We start from the raw sequence: 19536 nt of genomic DNA on the forward strand, positions 1-19536 counted from the left end.
CGTGGTTTATGCAGGGGCCGGGTATTTTCTGCTTCACTCAAGGCTCGCCCGAGGGCTGGCCGCCCGGATCATAGGGGAATGGCGTAATGGCAACGGTAGACCGCTGGCTGCTGCCAGATGGCATCGAAGAAGTACTGCCACCAGAAGCTGCACGCATTGAAATCGCGCGCCGCCAGGTGTTGGATCTGTTCCAGAGCTGGGGTTACGAGTTTGTCGTGACCCCCCATATCGAGTACCTGGAATCCCTGCTGACCGGCGCGGGCCAGGACCTGGATCTGCGCACCTTCAAGGTCATCGACCCGCAATCGGGCCGGCAAATGGGCTTTCGTGCCGACATCACGCCGCAAGTCGCGCGCATTGATGCGCACACCCTGCGTCGCGAAGGGCCGAGCCGCCTGTGCTACGCCGGCAGCGTGCTGCATGCTCAACCGCGTGCGTTGTCGTCGTCCCGCAGCCCGATCCAGTTGGGGGCCGAGTTGTACGGCGATGCCAGCCCGAGCAGCGACGTGGAAGTCATCAGCTTGATGCTGGCCATGCTGCAACTGGCCGATGTGCCGGATGTGCACATGGACCTCGGGCATGTCGGCATCTACCGCGGCCTGGCCCGTGCGGCCGGTTTGTCGGGTGAAGTGGAACAACAGTTGTTCGATGCCCTGCAACGCAAGGCCATCGATGAAGTGATCGCCTTGACGGCGGGCGTGCCTGCTGACCTGGCCGGCATGCTGCGTGCGCTGGTGGATCTGTGTGGCGGCCGTGAAGTGCTGACCGCCGCCCGTGATCGTCTGGCGAATGCGCCAGCTGATGTATTGGCGGCCCTGGATGACGTGCTGGCGATTGCCGAGCAGTTGTCTGCGCGCTTCCCGCAGTTGCCGCTGTATTTTGATTTGGGTGAGTTGCGCGGCTACCACTACCACACCGGTGTGGTGTTCGCGGTGTTTGTCCCGGGTGTTGGACAAGCCATTGCCCAGGGCGGCCGTTATGACGATATCGGCGCCGACTTCGGTCGTGCCCGTCCGGCGACCGGCTTTTCCACTGATTTGAAAACCCTGGTGACCCTGGGGCGTGCTGAGGTCGAGCTGCCGTCTGGCGGTATCTGGATGCCCGACAGTACGGACGCAGCACTCTGGCAGCAGGTTTGCCAGTTGCGCAGTGAGGGTCAACGTGTAGTCCAGGCCTTGCCTGGGCAGCCATTGGCCGCCGCCCGTGATGCGGACTGCGACCGGCAATTGATTCAGCAGAATGGGCTTTGGCAATTATCGCCACTGGCTTCTTGAGTTTTCCTGCCGGCCGCTGCCGGCACCAAGTTTGCGCGAATGAGGACAAGTGTTATGGGTAAGAATGTCGTAGTCCTGGGCACCCAATGGGGTGATGAGGGCAAAGGCAAGATCGTTGATCTGCTGACCGAACATGCTGCCGCCGTAGTGCGCTACCAAGGTGGCCACAACGCTGGCCACACCCTGGTCATCGATGGCGAAAAAACCGTCTTGCACCTGATCCCGTCGGGTGTACTGCGCGAAGGCGTGCAGTGCCTGATCGGCAACGGCGTGGTGGTTGCACCTGACGCCTTGCTGCGCGAGATCACCAAGCTGGAAGAGAAAGGTGTGCCAGTGCGCGAGCGCCTGCGTATCAGCCCTTCCTGCCCGCTGATCCTGTCCTTCCACGTTGCGCTGGACCAGGCCCGTGAAAAGGCCCGTGGCGAGCTGAAGATCGGTACGACCGGTCGCGGCATCGGCCCGGCCTACGAAGACAAAGTTGCACGTCGTGGCCTGCGTGTAGGCGACCTGCTCAACATGCCGCGCTTTGAAGACAAGCTGCGTGAACTGGTGGATTACCACAACTTCATGCTGGTGGGTTACTACAAAGAGCCAGCCATCGAGTTTGAAAAGACCCTGGCTGAGTGCAAGGAATACGCTGAGCTGCTCAAGCCGCTGATGCTGGACGTGACTGCCGAGCTGCACGACCTGCGTCGCGCTGGCAAAGACATCATGTTCGAAGGCGCCCAGGGTTCGTTGCTGGACATCGACCACGGCACCTACCCGTACGTCACCAGCTCCAACACCACCGCTGGCGGCGTTGCGACCGGTTCGGGCGTTGGCCCGATGTTCCTGGACTACATCCTCGGCATCACCAAGGCGTACACCACGCGTGTGGGTTCGGGTCCATTCCCGACTGAACTGTTCGACGACGTTGGTGCGCACCTGGCCAAACAAGGTCACGAGTTCGGCGCAACTACCGGCCGTGCTCGTCGTTGTGGCTGGTTCGACGCCGTTATCCTGCGTCGTGCTATCGATGTGAACAGCATCTCGGGCATCTGCCTGACCAAGCTGGACGTACTTGACGGCCTGGAAACCATCAACATCTGCATCGGCTACAAAGATGCGGAAGGTAAGGACGTTGCCCCGACTGATGCTGACAGCTACGTAGGCCTGCAGCCTGTGTACGAAGAAGTGCCGGGCTGGACCGAATCGACCGTGGGTGCCAAGACCCTGGAAGAGCTGCCAGCCAACGCTCGCGCTTACATCAAGCGCGTCGAAGAGCTGATCGGTGCGCCAATCGACATTATTTCGACGGGCCCGGACCGCAACGAGACCATCGTTCTGCGTCACCCGTTCGCTTAATAAGCTGTTGATGTAAAAAGCAAAGGGCTTCTTCGGGAGCCCTTTGTCGTTTCCGGCTGGTAAACGGCACGGCCCTTGCTATGGTTCTTTCTTTCGCGGTGCTATCAAATTAATGGCACCCGTGGTGGAGGGATTCCCAGTGTCTGCCGTTCTCTCATTGTTACAAAGCCGGCTGTTGCGGCCGGTGTTCGTTACCCTAGGTATCGCTCTTTTGGTGCAAGTACTGGTGGCCGTCGCCCTGACGCGAAGCACCGTCACTGCATTGGAAGCGGATTTGGGCAATCGCCTGGGCGTCGACAGCCAGAAACTGTCCGGCGAGTTGGCTCAGGCCGGAAAGGAAGTCACCTCCAGTCTGGACAGTCTGTCTTCCAGTACTCGCCAGCGTCTGACGGCAGGGCTTTCCACGCGCCTGCAGGAAGAGCAGAAGCAACTGCGTGCGACCTTGGAAAAAGACCTGCAGGACTCTGCCAGCGACATGGCGCAACTGCTCGCCTCGGTGGCGCCGCGCGCCATGTGGGACAGCGACGTGCCGACGCTGTCTGAGTTTGCCCGCAGAGCCCAGCGCAATCCCAACGTGTTGTTTGTGGTGTATGACGACGCGGCTGGCGAACATCTGACCCGTTACCTCAACCGTGAAAACCCGATTAACCAGGCGCTGCTGGAAAAGGGCAAAGGCGAACGAGCCCTGGATAAAGTGCTGGACGCGGCGAAAAATGATCCCTCGGTGTTCTACGTCGAAGCGTCCATCAGCCCCAATGGCGTAGAGATCGGCAAGGTCCGCATGGGGGTTTCGACCGCCGCAGTAGAGACTGACCTGGCCGCGCTGGATAAGCGTTTTGCTGCACTGATTGCCAGCGGTGACCAGTTAGTGGGCGACAGTCTCAAGGGGGCCGCTGCGGACAGCGCTGCAGCCATGGGCGCGCGTTTGCAGTCGGCACAAGCCACGGCCAGCCAGATGACCGCCAATACCACCAATGCCGTGCAAGAGGCGGCAGGCACCTTGCGTTGGCGCATCGGCATGGGCCTGGCGGTTGTTGGCTTTGGCGTGTTGTTGCTGATTGCTGTGGTGCTCGGCCGCCGGGTGGTCAATCGGCTGAAGCTACTGATTGCGGCAATGGACGATCTGGCGGCAGGCGAGGGCGACCTGACCAAGCGCGTGCAGATCAACAGTCGGGACGAAATCGGCGATATGGCCTCGGCGGTCAATCGCTTTGTGGATAAGTTGCAGCCCATCGTGCGCGAGGCGGGTGATGTGGCCCAGCGGACCGGCGTGGAAATCGGCGCGATGACCCTGCGCAATGCGGGTGCCGATGCGGCCGCCGGCTTGCAGCGTGATGAAGTGGCTGAAAGCCTGCGGGCGCTGTCGCAAATGGCCGACGAGGCCCAGGCAGAAAGCCATGCGATGCAGGCGGCGTTGCAGCAGGTGGTGGATATTCGCCAGGCGACCGATGAGAACTCACGTACTTCAGCCGAAGTCGGCAGCCTGATCGAGGCGTTGGCGGGGCAGGTGCAGGCCGGGTCCAAGGTGATCGAGCGCCTGGCGCAGCAGAGCGAGCAGATTGAGGTGGTGTTGACGGTGATCCACGGGATTGCCGAGCAAACCAACCTGTTGGCACTTAACGCGGCGATCGAAGCCGCCCGGGCCGGTGAGACCGGGCGTGGCTTTGCAGTGGTGGCGGATGAGGTGCGAGCCCTGGCCAGCAAAACCCAGAGTTCTACCGGAGATATCCAGGCCCACATCGTAGCCTTGCAGCAAGGCGCCCGTGAGGCGGTAGAGACCATCGGCAAGGCCGGGCGCCAGGCCAGCGAAGGTCTGCTGGTATTGCGCGATAGCGTGCGCCTGCAGCAGTCGGTGCAGGCCTCGGTGGAGCAGGTGCATGCAGCGATTGGCCTGGCGACACGTGCAGCTGAGCATCAGGCGCAAGGTGCGCATGCGGTGCGTGGGCGGGTGGAGATCATTCATGCCCAGGCTGAGCGAGCGGCGCAGGCGGTGGTAGAGACTACAGCCAGTGGCAAAGTGCTGGATGGGTTGGCTGCGCAGTTGAAGGCGAGCTTGGGGCAGTTCCGGGCTTGATGTCGCCTGGTGCGGCCCTTTCGCGAGCAAGCCCGCTCCCACATTCGACCGAGTTCCACTTCTGGAATGCGAGCAATGTGGGAGCGGGCTTGCTCGCGAAAGCTATTTCAGCGGCTCAGATACATCCGCGTCGTAAGCAGATACACCGGCAGCCCCGACACTAGAATCAGCAGTGCGGCATAAGGCGCCGCTGCCGCGAATTCCACATTCGAGGTATGCGCCCACACGGCAGTCGCCAGTGTGTTCAATCCAGTAGGACTAAGCAGCAACGTCGCCGTCAATTCCTTCATCGCATCCAGGAAGACCAGCGCAAATGCCGCGCCCAATGCCGGGAAAATAATCGGCAACGTCACCCGGCAAAACGCACTGAACGACGACGCCCCCAGTGTTCTCGCCGCTTCTTCCAGCTGGGGTGCCGCCTTGTTCAGTGCTGTGCGGATCGGCGCCTGGGCCAGGGGCAAAAACAGCAACGCATAAGCGATCAGCAACAACGCCGACGTCTGATACAGCGCCGGCACGTAATGCAGCGCGAAGTACACCAGCGTCAGCGCAATCACCAGGCCGGGCAGGGCGTGCAGCAGGTATGGCAGGCGTTCGGCCCACAGTGCGAGCTGGCCTTTATAGCGCACCACCAGCAAGCCCACAGGCACTGCAAACAACAGGCAAAGCGCGGCGCCGCCCAAGGACAATGCCAAGGAAGAAAGCAGCGCCTCGCTGATCTCTGCAACCGGAAATGCCGCTGAACTGCCCACGGCCAGCCAGTAACCGAGCATGCCCAGTGGAATGCCGCTGCCAATGATCGCCAGGAGCAGGCAATACAGTTGCCCCACCGCCGCCCATTTGCCGAGTCGAACCTGTTCGGCATGTCGCGCCGCGCCCTGGCCGGTGCGCACATGCCGGCCTTTGCCGCGTACCCGCAATTCCAGCCAGAGCAGTGTCAGGCACATCACCAGCAGCACCGCCGAGAGCATTGCCGCATTGGCGTTACTGAATTCCAGCTCGAATTGCTGATAGATCGCGGTGGTAAACGTCTGCAGGCCGATGATCGACAGCGCGCCGAACTCCACCAGCATGTGCAGGGCAATCAACAGCGCCCCCGCCAGTAGCGATGGCCACAGCAACGGCAAGGTGATGCGAAAGAACACGCCCCAGCGATTCAGTCCGAGGGTGCGGGCCGATTCTTCCAGAGACGGGTCAAGATTGCGCAGGGTCGCCGCCACCGGTAGAAACACCAGCGGGTATTTGGACAGGGTCATCACCAGGATCGCCCCGCCCAGCCCTTCGAAATTGGCGCTCAATGAAACCCAGGTGAAGCTGCTGACGAACGCCGGCACGGCAAACGGCAGGCACAGGATCACTCCCCATATCCGCCGCCCCGGCAGGTTGCTGCGTTCCAGCAGCCAGGCCAGCGATAGGCCAATCACGCCGCAGGCCACGGTCACACCGACCATCAGCGCCAGGGTGTTGCGCAGCAGTCCGAACACATAAGGCCGCCACAGCAAATGCACCGCCTCGGCCCATCCTGCTTGCCAGGCCTTGAGGCCGACATACGCCAGCGGCAACAGGCTCAGGCCTACCAGCAGCAGGACTGGTAGCAGCAACCAGATCGAAGGGCGTTTGCGTCTCGGCGTAAAACCCCCGCGCAAGGCGGGGGCGGGGAGCGATGGGTTCATCAGTTCAAGCCAACGTCACGTTCCAGTTCCAGGGCTTCTTCGGCGTTGCCCAGGTCGGCAGGGGTGACTTTCGGCGGTTGCAGCTCGCTGAAAGGCTTGAGGCCGCGGTTGGATTCCATGCCCTTGCGCAACGGGTATTCGGCGGAGGTGTTGGTGATCACCCGCTGGCCTTCTTCGCTGGCCATGAAGGCCAACAATTGCTGGGCTTCCTTTGGATGCTTGCTGGATTTCAGCGCCGCAGCGGCAGACACGGTGATCAGGCCGCCGGCATCACCGTCGGTGAAGTAATGCAGCTGCGAATCCAGGTTGGTTTTTTCTTTCTTCAGGGCGAACCAGTAGTAGTTGTTCACCAGGACGGTGGCGACTTCGCCATTTTCCACGGCCTTGAGCGCAACCATGTTGTTGCTGTAGACCTTGCCGAAGGCGCGCAGGCCGGTCAGCCATTCTTCAGCGGCTTCGCGACCGTGCAGCTTGATGATCGCCACGGCCTGTTCCTGGAATGCGCCGCTGGTGGGTACGAAACCGACCTTGCCTTGCCATTCAGGGCCGGCGAAATCCAGTACTGACTTGGGCAGGTCTTTCTCGGCGATCAGTTTCGGGTTGAACGCTACGACGCGGGTGCGTGCGGTCACGCCCATCCAGGCACCGTTGGCGGCCACGTATTCCTTGGGCAGAACGTCGAGGGTGCTGGCGTCGATGGTCGCCAGCAGGCCTTGCTCGCCGAGTTTATTCAGCGGCGGTGATTCTTCGGTGTAGATCACGTCGGCAGGGGAGCGGTCACCTTCTTCGACGACCTGGCTGGCCAGCTGGTTGCTGCTGCCCTTGCGCACATTCACGTGGATGCCGGTCTTGGCTTCGAAGGCCTTGGCAAGTTCATCGCCGACCTCCTTGTGTTGGCCGTTGTACAAGGTCAGTGCAACCTTGTCGGCAGAATAGGCGGCGGGCGAGAGCAGGGTCAGGCCGAGCAGAGTGATGGTCAGGCCACGCAGAAGGGATGTCTTGAGACGGGTATCGCGGATCATCATCCGGGGTGTTCCTCACTTGAGTGCAACAAATCGTTGCTAGGATAAACGATAAAGTTTCTCAGGTGCGGTCATGGGGCAAATCGGTCTGGAAGTTTTCAGACCCCGGAAACGCAAAAACCCGCTTTCGCGGGTTTTTGTGAGACTCAAGGTTAAAACCTTGAGTTTAGAATTGGTGCCCAGAAGAAGACTCGAACTTCCACGACCTTGCGGTCACCAGCACCTGAAGCTGGCGTGTCTACCAATTTCACCATCTGGGCAGCATCAGCAACGTTGCCGCTGTTGATGGAGCGAACTATACGGAGGGCTTTTTGATCTGTAAACCCCTGATTTGATTTTATAAATCAACTTTATGGTTAAAAATCAAAGACCTGAAACGCAAAAACCCGCTTTCGCGGGTTTTTGTGAGACTCAAGGTTGAAACCTCAAGTTTGGAATTGGTGCCCAGAAGAAGACTCGAACTTCCACGACCTTGCGGTCACCAGCACCTGAAGCTGGCGTGTCTACCAATTTCACCATCTGGGCAGCATCGTCAACGTTGCCGTCGTCGATGGCGCGCACTATACGGACCACTTTTTGCGCTGTAAAGCCCAGTTATCAAAAAAGCCTGGAAAATTTCGCGGGCGGTCGCGCAAGGTGCATTCCGAGGGCTACAAAGTGCTTTTACGGGCTTGTTGACACCTGAAATTTCCCGTTTCAATACGCGTATGCCAAACTAACCCTCATATAGACAAGGTGAAAACTCTCTAATGGCCGATTGGCAGTCCCTCGATCCCGAGGCCGCTCGTGAAGCGGAAAAATATGAAAACCCTATTCCTAGCCGTGAACTGATCCTGGCGCATCTCGCCGATCGGGGTTCGCCTGCTAGCCGCGAGCAGTTGGTTGAAGAATTCGGTCTGACCACCGAAGACCAACTCGAAGCCCTGCGTCGCCGCCTGCGCGCCATGGAGCGCGATGCCCAGTTGATCTACACCCGCCGGGGCACCTACGCGCCGGTGGACAAGCTCGACCTGATCCTCGGTCGTATTGCCGGCCACCGTGACGGTTTCGGCTTCCTGATCCCGGATGATGGCAGCGACGACCTGTTCATGAGCCCGGCGCAAATGCGCCTGGTGTTCGATGGCGACCGTGCCCTGGCGCGCGTTTCCGGCCTCGACCGTCGCGGTCGCCGCGAAGGCGTGATCGTCGAAGTGGTGTCCCGTGCCCACGAGTCCATTGTTGGCCGTTACTTCGAAGAAGGCGGCATCGGCTTTGTCGTGCCGGATAACCCGAAGGTCCAGCAGGAAGTGCTGATCACCCCGGGGCGCAATGGCGCCGCCAAGGTCGGCCAGTTCGTCGAGGTGAAAATCACCCACTGGCCAACTGCGCGCTTCCAGCCGCAGGGCGATATCGTCGAAGTGGTCGGCAACTACATGGCGCCGGGCATGGAAATCGATGTTGCGCTGCGCACCTACGATATCCCTCACGTCTGGCCTGAGGCTGTGCTCAAAGAAGCCGCCAAGCTCAAGCCGGAAGTTGAAGAAAAAGACAAAGAAAAACGCATCGACCTGCGCCATCTGCCGTTCGTCACCATTGACGGCGAAGATGCCCGCGACTTCGACGATGCGGTCTACTGCGAAGCTAAGCCTGGCAAACTGCGCCTGTTCTCCGGCGGCTGGAAGTTGTTCGTCGCGATTGCCGACGTGTCCAGCTACGTGAAGATTGGTTCGGCCCTGGACAACGAAGCCCAGGTGCGCGGCAACTCGGTGTACTTCCCTGAGCGCGTCATCCCGATGCTGCCTGAGCAGCTGTCCAACGGCCTGTGCTCCCTGAACCCGAAAGTCGACCGTTTGGCCATGGTGTGCGAGATGACCATCTCGAAAACCGGCGAAATGACCGACTACCAGTTCTACGAAGCGGTGATCCACTCCCAGGCGCGCCTGACCTACAACAAGGTCAGCACCATCCTGGAACAGCCGAAAACCAGCGAAGCCAAAGCCCTGCGCGGTGAGTACGGCCATGTCGTGCCGCACCTCAAGCAGCTCTATGCGCTGTACAAAGTGCTGCTGGGCGCTCGTCACGTGCGTGGCGCGATCGACTTTGAAACTCAGGAAACCCGGATTGTCTTCGGTTCCGAGCGCAAGATCGCCGCGATCACCCCGACCACCCGTAATGATGCTCACAAGCTGATCGAGGAATGCATGCTGGCGGCCAACGTGGCCACTGCAGAATTCCTGAAAAAGCACGAGATTCCGGCCTTGTACCGGGTGCACGACGGCCCGCCGCCGGAGCGTCTGGAGAAGCTGCGCGCGTTCCTCGGTGAGCTCGGCCTGTCCCTGCACAAAGGCAAGGACGGCCCGACGCCGAAGGACTACCAGGCTCTGCTCGCGAGCATCAAGGACCGTCCGGATTACCACGTGATCCAGACCGTCATGCTGCGCTCCCTGAGCCAGGCGGTGTACAGCGCCGATAACCAGGGCCACTTCGGCCTGAATTACGAGGCGTACACCCACTTCACCTCGCCGATTCGCCGTTACCCGGACTTGCTCACGCACCGGGCGATCCGCAGCGTGATCCATTCCAAGCAGAACACCCCGCACGTCAAGCGCGCCGGTGCCATGACCATTCCGAAAGCACGGATCTATCCGTACGACGAAGCGGCCCTGGAACAGTTGGGCGAGCAGTGCTCCATGAGCGAGCGCCGTGCCGACGAAGCCACCCGCGACGTAGTGAACTGGCTCAAGTGCGAGTTCATGAAAGACCGCGTGGGCGAGTCGTTCCCGGGTGTGATCACCGCCGTGACGGGTTTTGGCCTGTTCGTCGAGTTGACCGACATCTACGTCGAGGGCCTGGTGCACGTCACCGCCTTGCCGGGTGACTACTACCACTTCGACCCTGTGCATCACCGCTTGGCGGGCGAGCGCACCGGTCGCAGCTTCCGTCTGGGCGACACCGTGGAAGTGCAGGTCATGCGCGTCGACCTCGACGAGCGCAAGATCGACTTCGGTATGCCCGACAAGCCAGCGGAGCCGACTGGCCGTAAAAAACGTGGCGGCGAAACGACTGCGCCGGCCAGCAAAGGCAAAGGTGCTCCTGCGAAAGCAGCGGTCGCCGAGCCTGCGCCAGCCAAGCCTGCTCGTCGTTCGTCTGCCAAGGACAAGGCCCCCGAAGCCTACCGCCCAAGCGATGCTGCGGCGAAAAACGCCGAGCTGCGCAAGAGCCGCGAGTTGAAGCAGCAGTTGCTCAACGAAGCCAAAAGCGGTGGTAAAGCGGCGTCTGGGGGAAAGTCCCGCGAGGCGGAAAAGCCGTCGAGCAAGCCGAGTAAACACCGTAAAGGCCCGCCAAAAGCGGGTTCGGCCCCCGCGAAGAGCGGCGGGTCGCGCAAACCTAAGGCCAAGTCATGAGTCTGGAAAAAATCTACGGCGTACACGCTGTAGAAGCATTGCTGCGTCACCACCCGAAACGCGTCAAGCAGGTGTGGTTGGCTGAAGGCCGCAGTGAGCCGCGCGTTCAAGCGCTGGTCGAGCTGGCCAATCAGAACAAAGTTGCCATCGGCCAGGCCGAGCGTCGTGAGATGGACGTCTGGGTCGAAGGCGTTCACCAAGGCGTGGTAGCGGACGTAAGCCCGAGCCAGGTATGGGGCGAAGCGATGCTCGACGAGCTGCTCGATCGCACCGAAGGCGCGCCGCTGTTGCTGGTGCTCGACGGCGTGACCGATCCGCACAACCTCGGCGCCTGCCTGCGTTCGGCGGATGCTGCCGGTGCGTTGGCGGTGATTGTGCCCAAAGACAAGTCGGCAACCTTGACGCCTGTGGTGCGTAAAGTCGCCTGCGGTGCGGCGGAAGTGATTCCGTTGGTGGCCGTGACCAACCTGGCGCGCACCCTGGAGAAACTCCAGCAGCGTGGCCTGTGGGTTGTGGGGACGGCGGGGGAGGCCGAGGTCAGCATTTATGACCAGGACCTCACCGGCCCGACCATCCTGATCATGGGTGCCGAAGGCAAGGGCATGCGCCGCCTGACCCGCGAGCATTGCGACTACCTGGTGCACCTGCCGATGGCCGGCAGCGTCAGCAGCCTCAACGTTTCAGTCGCAACGGGCGTCTGCCTGTTCGAAGCCCAGCGCCAGCGCGGCGCCAAGGCTAAAGCCAAGAAATAAGGCATAAGAGCGACGCAAGACCCTGTGGGAGCCGGGCTTGCCCGCGATGGCGGTGTGTCAGTCAGCAGAGATGTTGCCTGTGCCATTGTCATCGCAGGCAAGCCAGCTCCCACATTTGTTTTGTGTTTGCCTTGATTCTGCGTTGTTCAAATAATCACCAATCACCTTGCGCCCTTTCTCCCCCTTCTCTACAATTGCGCCCCTTGCCTTCATGGCAGGCACGCATGTGCCTCCCTTCGGCAAGATCCATAAGTGTCATTCACTCCTTGTCTGACCGTTTTTGAGCGGCAGGCTACAACCCGTAAGGAGCATTCATGCGTCATTACGAAATCATCTTTTTGGTCCACCCGGATCAAAGCGAGCAAGTCGGCGGCATGGTAGAGCGTTACACCAAGCTGATCGAAGAAGACGGCGGCAAAATCCACCGTCTGGAAGATTGGGGCCGTCGTCAACTGGCCTACGCAATCAACAATGTTCACAAGGCTCACTACGTGATGCTGAACGTTGAATGCACTGGCAAGGCCCTGGCCGAGCTGGAAGACAACTTCCGCTACAACGATGCAGTGATCCGTAACCTGGTCATCCGTCGCGAAGAAGCCGTTACCGGCCAATCCGAGATGCTCAAGGCTGAAGAAAACCGCAGTGAGCGCCGTGAGCGTCGCGACCGTCCTGAGCACGAAGGCGCTGAAAGCGCTGATAGTGATGACAGCGACAACAGCGATAACGCTGACGAGTAATCCACGGACCTTTTAAGGAGCCTATCAAATGGCACGTTTCTTCCGTCGTCGTAAATTCTGCCGCTTCACCGCTGAAGACGTGAAGGAGATCGATTACAAAGATCTCAACACTCTGAAAGCCTACGTATCCGAGACCGGCAAAATTGTTCCAAGCCGCATCACCGGTACCAAAGCTCGTTATCAGCGTCAGCTGGCCACCGCTATCAAGCGCGCCCGCTTCCTGGCCCTGCTGGCCTACACCGACAGCCACGGCCGCTGAGACCGGGCAGTCGACAAGTAGTAAGGGATTGAATGCATGCGCGCCTTAGCTGAGTTCATCATGCGCGGTCGTGTGCAGGCCACTCTGGTAGTGGCTGGATGTGCAGCATTGCCGTTGTTGTATTGGTTGGGTGCTGCCGCAGGTTGCCTTGTGCTCCTGCGGCGCGGTTTGAAGGACGCCCTTGGCGTTCTTGCCCTGGGAATACTGCCGGCCTTGGTCTGGTGGTTGAAATTCGATGATCCACGGGTACTTCTGGTACTGCTCGGTTCATCGACCCTTGCGTTGGTTTTACGCGCAAGTGAGTCCTGGGTCCGTACGCTGCTGGTCAGCGTGGCATTGGGGTTGGTGTATTCACTGGCGCTTGGCGCGGCTTTCCGCCCGCAAATCGAGGCGCTGGCGCAGGAGATCATAAAGATCCTGCCGCTGGCCCTCGGGGATCTCTACCAGCAGTTATCGGTAGAGGAGCGAGCGCGCTTCGCGTCAGTGGTTGCACCGATGCTGACCGGCCTGATAGCGGCACTGTTGCAGATTGTCAGCGTGCTGAGCCTGATTCTTGGGCGTTACTGGCAGGCGTTGTTGTATAACCCGGGTGGTTTTGGTCGCGAATTTCGCAGTATCAGAATCCCCGCTGGACCGGCGATGTTGCTGCTGGCGTTCATGGTGGTCGGGCCGACGTTTGGCCTGGCGCTGTTGGTGCCGTTGTGCAGCGTACCGCTGGTATTCGCCGGGCTATCCCTGATTCATGGGCTGGTGGCGCAAAAGCGACTGGGCAGATTCTGGCTGGTGGGGTTGTACGTGACGCTGTTGCTGTTCATGCAGCTGATCTATCCGTTACTCGTGGTCTTGGCCATTGTCGACGGCCTGATTGATTTTCGCGGTCGTCTGGCGCCGAAAGACGCCGATAACGCGAACGGTGAAGGTTAAAAGTTAGAGGATTTTCACATGCAACTGATCCTTCTGGAAAAAGTCGCCAACCTGGGCAACCTGGGCGACAAAGTGAACGTTAAGGCCGGCTACGGTCGTAACTACCTGCTGCCATACGGCAAAGCCACCGCTGCAACCGCTGCCAACCTGGCTGCGTTTGAAGAGCGTCGTGCTGAGCTGGAAAAAGCAGCAGCAGACAAAAAAGCTTCGGCCGAAACTCGCGCTGCCCAACTGGCTGAGCTGGAAGTGACTATCACTGCCACCGCCGGTGACGAAGGCAAGCTGTTCGGTTCGATCGGCACCCACGACATCGCTGATGCACTGACCGCCTCCGGCGTTGAAGTGCAGAAGAGCGAAGTTCGTCTGCCGAACGGCACCATCCGCAACGTTGGCGAATTCGATGTAGCTGTGCACCTGCACGCTGAAGTCGAAGCAACCGTACGCGTTGTTGTGGTAGCAGCTTAAGCAGCACCTAACTGACTGGCACCTCGCGTGCCGGGCGGTTAACATCGGGCACGATCCTGTTCACAGGTCGTGCCTTTTGTTTTTCTGGCTTTTGTTTTTCTGTAGCCCCTGATTCTCCAACTATTCCAAGTGGCCATGAACGATATCTCCGCACCTGAGCAATATGACCTGCAAACCGCCGCCCTGAAGGTGCCGCCACATTCCATCGAGGCCGAACAGGCCGTGCTCGGTGGTTTGATGCTGGACAACAACGCCTGGGAGCGCGTGCTGGATCAAGTCTCGGACGGCGATTTCTACCGTCATGACCACCGCCTGATCTTCCGCGCCATTGCCAAGTTGGCCGACCAGAACTCACCGATCGACGTGGTGACCCTGGCCGAGCAATTGGACAAGGAAGGCCAGACGTCCCAAGTGGGCGGCCTGGGTTACCTGGGCGAGCTGGCGAAAAACACGCCATCGGTCGCCAACATCAAGGCCTATGCGCAGATCGTCCGTGCGCGGGCCACGTTGCGCCAACTGATCGGCATCGCCACCGAGATCGCCGACAGCGCGTTCAACCCGGAAGGCCGTACCGCTGAAGAGATTCTCGACGAAGCCGAACGCCAGATCTTCCAGATCGCCGAGGCCCGGCCGAAAACCGGTGGCCCGGTCAGCGTCAACGACCTGCTGACCAAGGCCATCGACCGTATCGATACCCTGTTCAACACCGACAACGCCATCACCGGCCTGTCCACCGGCTACACCGACCTCGACGGCATGACCAGCGGCCTGCAGCCTGCGGACTTGATCATCGTCGCCGGCCGTCCGTCCATGGGTAAAACCACCTTCGCCATGAACCTGGTGGAAAACGCCGTGTTGCGCAGCGACAAGGCCGTACTGGTTTACTCCCTGGAGATGCCAGGTGAATCGCTGATCATGCGTATGTTGTCGTCCCTGGGGCGCATCGATCAGACCAAGGTGCGTGCCGGTCGCCTGGAAGACGACGACTGGCCGCGCCTGACCTCGGCGGTCAACCTGCTCAACGACCGCAAGCTGTTTATCGATGACACCGCGGGCATCAGCCCCTCGGAAATGCGCGCGCGTACCCGACGCCTGGTGCGTGAGCATGGCGACATTGCCCTGATCATGATCGACTACCTGCAGTTGATGCAGATCCCGGGTTCCAGCGGCGACAGCCGGACCAACGAGATTTCCGAGATTTCCCGCTCGTTGAAAGCCCTGGCCAAGGAATTCAACTGCCCGGTGGTTGCCCTGTCGCAGCTCAACCGGTCCCTGGAGCAACGCCCGAACAAACGCCCGATCAACTCCGACTTGCGGGAATCCGGAGCGATCGAGCAGGATGCTGACGTGATCATGTTCGTATACCGGGACGAGGTGTATCACCCGGAAACCGAGCATAAAGGCATTGCTGAAATCATTATCGGTAAGCAGCGTAACGGGCCAATTGGCACCACGCGCCTGGCCTTTATCGGTAAATACACCCGCTTCGAAAACCTGGCGCCGGGCAGCTACAACTTCGAAGACGAGTAAAAAGCCGTCCCGCCAATTCCGACTGCAAAGGTCGGAATTGGTCAAAATTTGTGCTATATTCCGCGCCCGCGATTTTTCATCTCAACACCGGTCACCGTCATGCAAACAGCCAAGCCGTTATTTGACTATCCCAAGTACTGGGCCGAATGTTTCGGTCCTGCGCCATTCCTGCCCATGAGCAGGGAGGAGATGGATCAGCTTGGCTGGGATTCATGCGACATCATCATCGTCACCGGTGACGCGTACGTGGACCATCCGTCGTTCGGCATGGCAATCATCGGCCGGCTGCTGGAGTCCCAGGGCTTTCGCGTCGGGATCATTGCCCAGCCCAACTGGCAGTCCAAAGACGACTTCATGAAGCTCGGCGAGCCGAACCTGTTCTTCGGCGTCGCGGCCGGCAACATGGACTCGATGATCAACCGCTACACCGCCGACAAGAAAATCCGTTCCGATGACGCCTACACCCCCGGTGGCATGGCCGGCAAACGTCCGGACCGCGCGAGCCTGGTCTACAGCCAGCGCTGCAAGGAAGCCTACAAGCACGTGCCGATCGTACTCGGCGGCATCGAAGCGTCCCTGCGCCGCATCGCCCACTACGACTACTGGCAGGATCGCGTTCGTAACTCGATCCTGATCGACGCCTGCGCCGATATCCTGCTGTACGGCAACGCCGAGCGGGCCATTGTCGAAGTCGCCCAGCGCCTGTCGTGGGGCCACAAGATCGAAGACATCACCGACGTGCGCGGCACTGCGTTCATTCGCCGTGACACGCCTGAAGGCTGGTACGAGGTGGACTCCACCCGTATCGACCGTCCGGGCAAGATCGACAAGATCATCAACCCGTACGTGAACACCCAGGACACCCAGGCCTGCGCCATCGAGCAGGAAAAAGGCCCGGTTGAAGACCCGGAAGAGGCCAAGGTCGTACAGATCCTGGCCAGCCCGCGCATGACCCGTGACAAGACGGTCATTCGTCTGCCGTCCGTGGAAAAAGTCCGTGGCGACTCAGTGCTGTATGCCCACGCCAACCGCGTGCTCCACCTGGAAACCAACCCGGGTAACGCCCGCGCGCTGGTCCAGAAGCACGGCGAAGTGGACGTGTGGTTCAACCCGCCGCCCATTCCCATGACCACCGAAGAAATGGACTACGTGTTCGGCATGCCTTACGCCCGTGTTCCACACCCGGCGTACGGCAAGGAAAAGATCCCGGCCTACGACATGATCCGTTTCTCGGTGAACATCATGCGTGGCTGCTTCGGCGGCTGCACCTTCTGCTCGATCACCGAGCACGAAGGCCGGATCATCCAGAACCGTTCCGAAGAGTCGATCATTCGCGAAATCGAAGAGATCCGCGACAAGGTGCCAGGCTTCACCGGCGTCATCTCCGACCTCGGCGGCCCGACCGCGAACATGTACCGCATCGCCTGCAAGAGCCCGGAAATCGAATCCGCGTGCCGCAAGCCATCCTGCGTGTTCCCGGGCATCTGCCCGAACCTGAACACCGACCACTCGTCGTTGATCCAGTTGTACCGCAGCGCCCGTGCGTTGCCGGGTGTGAAGAAGATCCTGATCGCTTCCGGCCTGCGCTACGACCTCGCGGTCGAGTCGCCGGAATACGTGAAGGAGCTGGTGACCCACCACGTTGGTGGCTACCTGAAGATCGCCCCGGAACACACCGAGGAAGGTCCGCTCAACCAGATGATGAAACCGGGCATTGGCAGCTATGACAAGTTCAAGCGCATGTTCGAGAAGTACACCAAGGAAGCGGGCAAGGAGCAGTACCTGATCCCTTACTTCATCGCTGCCCACCCGGGCACCACCGATGAAGACATGATGAACCTGGCCCTGTGGCTCAAGGGCAACGGCTTCCGCGCCGACCAGGTGCAAGCGTTCTACCCGTCGCCAATGGCCACCGCCACGGCGATGTACCACTCGGGCAAGAACCCACTGCGCAAGGTCACCTACAAGAGCGACGCGGTGACCATCGTCAAGAGCGAAGAACAGCGCCGTCTGCACAAGGCCTTCCTGCGCTACCACGACCCGAAAGGCTGGCCGATGCTGCGTGAAGCCTTGACCCGCATGGGTCGTGCCGACCTGATCGGGCCGGGCAAGGAGCAACTGATCCCGTTGCACCAGCCGGCCACCGACAGCTACCAGAGCGCCCGTCGCAAGAACTCGACGCCGGCTGGCAGCCACAAGGTTGCGAAGGAAACCACCACCAGGATCCTCACCCAGCACACCGGCCTGCCGCCCCGTGGCAGTGACGGCAGCAATCCGTGGGACAAGCGTGAGCAAGCCAAGGCCGCGGCCATGGCGCGCAACAAGCAGGCCGCCAAGGAACGCACCGACGCCGCCAAGGGCAAAGGCAAGAAGCCAGCCCGCAAGCCGGTCGTACCGCGTTGATCGCAGCCTGAATCGCAAAACGCCAGCCTCGTGCTGGCGTTTTGCTTTCTAGCGGGTGGGTAGCCTGTTTGTTAAGGTGGCGCCCATTAAATCGCCTTCGCGAGCAAGCCCGCTCCCACACTTGACCGGGTTCCGGCAGGGGAATGCGGTCAAATGTGGGAGCGGGCTTGCTCGCGAAAGCGTCAGTTCAGTCACCACCCATTTCAAGGAAGAACACCCCATGAGCAGCCCCCTGCTTGGCATCGGCATGGACTCCAACCGCTCCCAGTTCATGGCCCGCCAGCGCATCGAAAGCCAGATCAACCTGCCACGCCTGTTTGCTGCCATCGACGCCGATCCCGGCATTGTGGGGGCGGGTGTTGTGTATATCGATGCTGACTTCAATGTCGTCACCCTGCGCGAATTCAAACCGATTTGCAGCATCAGGCCCAAGCGCATCATTTTGCGTGAGGCGCAAAAATACATAGCCCCGGCACAGTTTGTGGAGCAGGTGAAGACCAACCCTCGGGAAGGGCGCCTCATGAGCGAGACGTTCGATATGGGGTTGTCATGCTCCGCTGCGGTGATCGGCTGGATCGTTGTCTTCAGCGGCAGCGTTGCCGTACCGTTTACGGCGGGTGCCAGTGCCTTTGTGGTCGGCATTGGTGTTACGGCGGCGCTGGCCAGCAGCGCGCAATGTGGGTTTGGCGTAGCGCGTACCTACAACGAAATCCTTGACCCCGATGCCAATGACCGTATGGATGACGCCGAATGGTACGGCGCTGTTTCCCCCATCCTTGATGCCGCTTCTTTGGTGGGTATCGGCACCGGCGCGCTGACGACGGTGAGATTGCTCAAGGCCAACAAGGCCGCCGCGTTGGGCAAGAGTTGGTACGAACTGCTCAAGGGCTTGAGCCGCCAGGAACGCAAGAAGTTGACCAAGGAACTGCTAAGCCTGAGGGACCCCAGCCTGACGCCCAAGTTGCTCAAGTTGCAGCAGCGCACAGGCAAGCTGACGAAGAGTTTCAGCTCCACCGAAATTCGCCACGCAACCCTGACCCAAATGAAAGATGCACTGGGTGGCATATTAGGCCTCACCGGCAGCTACCGTACCGGTAATGTTGGCGCCGCCAGCACCCTTGCAATTGGCTTGTACGAGGACCTGACGGAATGAACGGCTTTCCCGACATGGGCAGTTTTCTCGCACGCTATTTCCCGGTGTTCATGGGCACGATCTTCATGGCGATCTTTTCCGGGGCGTCTGCTGTATCCCTGGCGGGCGTGACTTATTTACGTGACGTTGATCCGGGGCTCAAATCCAGCTACTCCGGGATTGCCATTCTGGTGTTGGTCACGGTGATAGTGTTTGGCAACGTAATGATCGCGCGCGGACGCTCGTGGGCCACCGGCTTGATGGCGGGTTACCTGGGATGTTGCCTGCTGTTCGTATTGCCGATGATTCAATACACCTCTCACGTGCTGGTCTATGGCTCGGCTGTCCTCTTCCCGTTGTTGGGGTTATTGCTGCTCAACAGCAAGCGCCACCGCGAAATGCGCCAGAAACTGCGCGAAGTGCGCCACCTGCGCGAAGCCGTGATCGCCAAGCACAAAGCACGGTGACTGGGTAGATTCACCACCCACCCTCACACTCCCGCCACAAATATGTGCAACCCTCGCACCACGACGGCAGCCATCGCGCCGTTTTGGTGCTGTACTG

General features: G+C 60.3%; 15 protein-coding genes and 2 tRNA genes. 13 read left to right on the forward strand and 4 right to left on the reverse strand.

Translation table 11 applies throughout. The annotated features are described in order from the left end of the window. The first annotated feature begins 86 nt into the window (after nucleotides 1-86). From K0H47_RS05900 to K0H47_RS05910, 3 genes are all read left to right on the forward strand, one after another. Nucleotides 87-1274, forward strand: coding sequence for an ATP phosphoribosyltransferase regulatory subunit (locus K0H47_RS05900; RefSeq protein ID WP_219272175.1), 1188 nt, complete (start codon nucleotides 87-89; stop codon nucleotides 1272-1274). 54 nt (nucleotides 1275-1328) lie between these two features. Further along, nucleotides 1329-2618 (forward strand): adenylosuccinate synthase, encoded by a 1290-nt coding sequence (locus K0H47_RS05905; protein ID WP_003217505.1) that lies wholly within the window; start codon nucleotides 1329-1331, stop codon nucleotides 2616-2618. Between the two features lie 139 nt (nucleotides 2619-2757). After that, nucleotides 2758-4692 (forward strand): methyl-accepting chemotaxis protein, encoded by a 1935-nt coding sequence (locus tag K0H47_RS05910; RefSeq protein WP_063033385.1) that lies wholly within the window; start codon nucleotides 2758-2760, stop codon nucleotides 4690-4692. Nucleotides 4693-4799: 107 nt separating this feature from the next. On the opposite strand, the gene K0H47_RS05915 is transcribed toward K0H47_RS05910, so the two are convergent. From K0H47_RS05915 to K0H47_RS05930, 4 genes are all read right to left on the reverse strand, one after another. Further along, the gene (locus tag K0H47_RS05915; protein WP_177069970.1) at nucleotides 4800-6365 is read right to left on the reverse strand and encodes an iron ABC transporter permease; all 1566 of its coding nucleotides are present in this window, start codon (nucleotides 6363-6365) and stop codon (nucleotides 4800-4802) included. Further along, on the reverse strand, nucleotides 6365-7390 hold the full coding sequence (locus tag K0H47_RS05920; protein WP_063033383.1) for an extracellular solute-binding protein: 1026 nt from the start codon (nucleotides 7388-7390) through the stop codon (nucleotides 6365-6367). Before K0H47_RS05920 ends, K0H47_RS05915 begins: the two co-directional genes overlap by 1 nt. Nucleotides 7391-7560: 170 nt before the next feature. Further along, nucleotides 7561-7647 (reverse strand) — tRNA-Leu (locus tag K0H47_RS05925). Between the two features lie 178 nt (nucleotides 7648-7825). Further along, nucleotides 7826-7912, reverse strand: a tRNA-Leu gene (locus tag K0H47_RS05930). Between the two features lie 224 nt (nucleotides 7913-8136). Between K0H47_RS05930 and rnr the strand changes: the two genes are divergently transcribed. The 10 genes from rnr (at nucleotide 8137) to K0H47_RS05980 (ending at nucleotide 19439) form a co-directional block, all read left to right on the forward strand. Next, nucleotides 8137-10770 carry a ribonuclease R gene (rnr, locus tag K0H47_RS05935; protein WP_093202344.1) on the forward strand — a complete coding sequence of 878 codons (2634 nt, stop codon included), beginning with the start codon at nucleotides 8137-8139 and terminating at the stop codon, nucleotides 10768-10770. Next, on the forward strand, nucleotides 10767-11522 hold the full coding sequence (gene rlmB / locus K0H47_RS05940; protein ID WP_003217493.1) for a 23S rRNA (guanosine(2251)-2'-O)-methyltransferase RlmB: 756 nt from the start codon (nucleotides 10767-10769) through the stop codon (nucleotides 11520-11522). Before rnr ends, rlmB begins: the two co-directional genes overlap by 4 nt. Nucleotides 11523-11836: 314 nt before the next feature. After that, on the forward strand, nucleotides 11837-12259 hold the full coding sequence (gene rpsF / locus K0H47_RS05945; RefSeq protein WP_003217491.1) for a 30S ribosomal protein S6: 423 nt from the start codon (nucleotides 11837-11839) through the stop codon (nucleotides 12257-12259). Nucleotides 12260-12287: 28 nt separating this feature from the next. Further along, entirely contained in the window at nucleotides 12288-12518 is a 231-nt protein-coding gene (gene rpsR / locus K0H47_RS05950) for a 30S ribosomal protein S18 (protein ID WP_002551829.1), read from the forward strand. Between the two features lie 36 nt (nucleotides 12519-12554). Continuing rightward, on the forward strand, nucleotides 12555-13442 hold the full coding sequence (locus tag K0H47_RS05955) for a hypothetical protein (protein ID WP_063033381.1): 888 nt from the start codon (nucleotides 12555-12557) through the stop codon (nucleotides 13440-13442). Nucleotides 13443-13460: 18 nt separating this feature from the next. Continuing rightward, nucleotides 13461-13907, forward strand: coding sequence for a 50S ribosomal protein L9 (gene rplI, locus K0H47_RS05960; RefSeq protein ID WP_003171376.1), 447 nt, complete (start codon nucleotides 13461-13463; stop codon nucleotides 13905-13907). 135 nt (nucleotides 13908-14042) lie between these two features. After that, on the forward strand, nucleotides 14043-15437 hold the full coding sequence (gene dnaB / locus K0H47_RS05965) for a replicative DNA helicase (protein ID WP_003217484.1): 1395 nt from the start codon (nucleotides 14043-14045) through the stop codon (nucleotides 15435-15437). A gap of 99 nt (nucleotides 15438-15536) precedes the next feature. Beyond that, on the forward strand, nucleotides 15537-17840 hold the full coding sequence (locus K0H47_RS05970; RefSeq protein WP_026078089.1) for a YgiQ family radical SAM protein: 2304 nt from the start codon (nucleotides 15537-15539) through the stop codon (nucleotides 17838-17840). Between the two features lie 220 nt (nucleotides 17841-18060). After that, the gene (locus K0H47_RS05975) at nucleotides 18061-18993 is read left to right on the forward strand and encodes an NAD synthetase (protein WP_003217480.1); all 933 of its coding nucleotides are present in this window, start codon (nucleotides 18061-18063) and stop codon (nucleotides 18991-18993) included. Next, nucleotides 18990-19439, forward strand: a complete 450-nt coding sequence (locus tag K0H47_RS05980) for a hypothetical protein (protein ID WP_093202336.1) — start codon at nucleotides 18990-18992, stop codon at nucleotides 19437-19439. The genes K0H47_RS05975 and K0H47_RS05980 overlap by 4 nt, the downstream gene beginning before the upstream one ends. Nucleotides 19440-19536: the final 97 nt, after the last annotated feature.

This window comes from Pseudomonas sp. Xaverov 83 (assembly GCF_019352905.1).
GTDB classification, from domain to species: Bacteria; Pseudomonadota; Gammaproteobacteria; order Pseudomonadales; family Pseudomonadaceae; genus Aquipseudomonas; species Aquipseudomonas yamanorum.

Coding starts and splice junctions, on each gene's coding strand:
- K0H47_RS05975 (WP_003217480.1), top strand. CDS start 18,061: ATGAGCAGCCCCCTGCTTGGCATCGGCATGGACTCCAACCGCTCCCAG.
- K0H47_RS05915 (WP_177069970.1), bottom strand. CDS start 6,365: ATGAACCCATCGCTCCCCGCCCCCGCCTTGCGCGGGGGTTTTACGCCG.
- rnr (WP_093202344.1), top strand. CDS start 8,137: ATGGCCGATTGGCAGTCCCTCGATCCCGAGGCCGCTCGTGAAGCGGAA.
- dnaB (WP_003217484.1), top strand. CDS start 14,043: ATGAACGATATCTCCGCACCTGAGCAATATGACCTGCAAACCGCCGCC.
- K0H47_RS05955 (WP_063033381.1), top strand. CDS start 12,555: ATGCGCGCCTTAGCTGAGTTCATCATGCGCGGTCGTGTGCAGGCCACT.
- rplI (WP_003171376.1), top strand. CDS start 13,461: ATGCAACTGATCCTTCTGGAAAAAGTCGCCAACCTGGGCAACCTGGGC.
- K0H47_RS05980 (WP_093202336.1), top strand. CDS start 18,990: ATGAACGGCTTTCCCGACATGGGCAGTTTTCTCGCACGCTATTTCCCG.
- K0H47_RS05905 (WP_003217505.1), top strand. CDS start 1,329: ATGGGTAAGAATGTCGTAGTCCTGGGCACCCAATGGGGTGATGAGGGC.
- K0H47_RS05920 (WP_063033383.1), bottom strand. CDS start 7,390: ATGATGATCCGCGATACCCGTCTCAAGACATCCCTTCTGCGTGGCCTG.
- K0H47_RS05970 (WP_026078089.1), top strand. CDS start 15,537: ATGCAAACAGCCAAGCCGTTATTTGACTATCCCAAGTACTGGGCCGAA.
- rpsF (WP_003217491.1), top strand. CDS start 11,837: ATGCGTCATTACGAAATCATCTTTTTGGTCCACCCGGATCAAAGCGAG.
- rlmB (WP_003217493.1), top strand. CDS start 10,767: ATGAGTCTGGAAAAAATCTACGGCGTACACGCTGTAGAAGCATTGCTG.
- rpsR (WP_002551829.1), top strand. CDS start 12,288: ATGGCACGTTTCTTCCGTCGTCGTAAATTCTGCCGCTTCACCGCTGAA.
- K0H47_RS05900 (WP_219272175.1), top strand. CDS start 87: ATGGCAACGGTAGACCGCTGGCTGCTGCCAGATGGCATCGAAGAAGTA.